This window comes from Pseudomonas sp. 05N434, assembly GCF_056396965.1.
On the sequence record NZ_JBFTMK010000766.1, the window covers coordinates 1 to 1,798 of the forward strand.

The following is a 1,798-nucleotide window of genomic DNA, read 5'->3' on the forward strand; positions in this document are numbered from 1 at the left end:
GGCAGCAGGGCAATGTCGTCACGCAGGACATGATAGACCAGTTGCGCCCGGGAATGACCCGTCGGCAAGTACGGTTTATCATGGGCAACCCTCTGTTGACCGACACGTTCCATGCCGATCGCTGGGATTACCTGTATAGCCTGCAACCCGGTGGCGGTGAACGCCAACAGGAACGCATTAGCGTTATCTTCAACCCAAATGACCAACTTGTCAGCCTCTCTGGCGATTTCATGCCAGGCGTGAGCCGCGACGAGGCCATTCTCGGCAAGGACAGCGGCACTACCGTGACCGCGCCGGCAGGAAACGCCGAGAAGCCGAAGCCAGAAAAACCGGTCAAGCCAGGCTCGCTGCTGGACCAGATCCAGAAGGACGTGGACAACGTAGAAACTGTCCCGGTCCCGACTCCAGAACCGCTGGAAACCTCGCCGCAATAATTTGCGACGCAATAAAAACCCCGGCATGTCCGGGGTTTTTATTGTCTGGCGTTTAATCGAATCACTGATTCCGGGCTTTGGCCTCGGCCGCCTTGGCTGCACGCAACCGCCGAACTTCTTTTGGATCGGCGAGCAACGGCCGGTAAACCTCGATGCGATCCCCTTCCTGAACCTGGCGAATGACCGGATCAGCGATCACTTTGCCAAAGATCCCGACCGGACAACTGCCCAGATCCAGCTCCGGGAATTCGCCATTCAGGCCCGATTTGAACAACGCATCCCGCACCGTCGCGCCCACCGGCACCGTTACGCTCAGCAGCACCTGACGATCAACGGCGGCATACACCACCTCGACCTTGATCACGGCCTCAACCATGCATTTGCTTCGCGCGCTGGCAGAACGCGTCCATCAACGTATTCGCCGCCTGATTAAACAAAGGCCCCAACGTCGCACGCACCAGCGGCCCCGAGTAGTCGAACGACAAGTCCAGACTGATCTTGCAGGCCTTCTCGCCCAACGGTTTGAACACCCAGACGCCGTGCAACTGGCTGAACGGACCTTCCTCGAGGTTCATTTCGATCGAACGCCCGGGCACCAGGGTATTACGCGTTACGAAATGCTGACTAAGCCCACCCTTGGCCACACCGACGCTGGCGCGCATGAACTCGGGAGAGCTTTCCAGAATTTCGGTCGATGAGCACCACGGCAGGAATTCCGGATAGCGGGCCACGTCGTTGACCAGGTCGTAAAGCGCTTGCGCCGGATACGGCAGCAGGGCCGAACGTTGAATGTGTGTCGTCATGTCAGCGTTACTTCCACAGCTGTGCGGCAAACACTACAAGAATGCCGATGGGCGCCACATAGCGCATCAAAAACAGGGACAGGGCGAACAGTACTGGGCTGCGGATCGACAACTCGTCGCGCACCGCTTCACGCCCCATCACCCAGCCCGCAAACACCACGAAACACAAACCACCGAGTGGCAGCATGATCCGCGAGGTGAAGAAGTCGATCACACCAAAGAAGTCCAGGCCTCCGGCCGCCCCCCATTGGTAGAGATGGAACATCCCGCCTTCGTTCACGAAAAACTTGGCTTCCTTCCAGATATTGAAAGAAAACACGGTACCCAGGCCGACGAACCAGCAGGTGAATGCCAGCCAGAAGGTGACCCAGGCRCGGCTGATTTTCGTGCGCTCAACCAGGTAAGCCACCATCGGTTCGAGCAGGGAAATCGCCGAACTCCAGGCCGCAATCGCCACCAGTACGAAGAACACTACGCCCATCAACTGGCCGAACGCTACGTTACCGAAGGCGAATGGCAGGCTGACGAACATCAGGCCTGGGCCTTCGCTCGGGTTCAGGC

General features: G+C 58.5%; 4 protein-coding genes. 1 reads left to right on the top strand and 3 read right to left on the bottom strand.

The window, feature by feature from the left end:
* Positions 1 to 434: outer membrane protein assembly factor BamE (locus tag AC1DLB_RS29100; protein WP_477786198.1), on the top strand; the 434-nt coding region annotated here is incomplete at its 5' end.
* Positions 435 to 495: 61 nt separating this feature from the next.
* On the opposite strand, the gene AC1DLB_RS29105 is transcribed toward AC1DLB_RS29100, so the two are convergent.
* The 3 genes from AC1DLB_RS29105 to AC1DLB_RS29115 all read right to left on the bottom strand — a co-directional run.
* Positions 496 to 810, bottom strand: coding sequence for an RnfH family protein (locus AC1DLB_RS29105; protein WP_477744050.1), 315 nt, complete (start codon positions 808 to 810; stop codon positions 496 to 498).
* Positions 803 to 1,237, bottom strand: coding sequence for a type II toxin-antitoxin system RatA family toxin (locus AC1DLB_RS29110; protein ID WP_007933502.1), 435 nt, complete (start codon positions 1,235 to 1,237; stop codon positions 803 to 805). The genes AC1DLB_RS29105 and AC1DLB_RS29110 overlap by 8 nt, the downstream gene beginning before the upstream one ends.
* 7 nt (positions 1,238 to 1,244) lie before the next feature.
* On the bottom strand, positions 1,245 to 1,798 hold a 554-nt coding region (locus AC1DLB_RS29115), incomplete at its 5' end, for an SLC5/6 family protein (RefSeq protein WP_477786199.1).

Excerpts from the sequence above, each read along its gene's own strand:
- AC1DLB_RS29105 (WP_477744050.1), bottom strand. The coding sequence starts at position 810 with ATGGTTGAGGCCGTGATCAAGGTCGAGGTGGTGTATGCCGCCGTTGAT.
- AC1DLB_RS29110 (WP_007933502.1), bottom strand. The coding sequence starts at position 1,237 with ATGACGACACACATTCAACGTTCGGCCCTGCTGCCGTATCCGGCGCAA.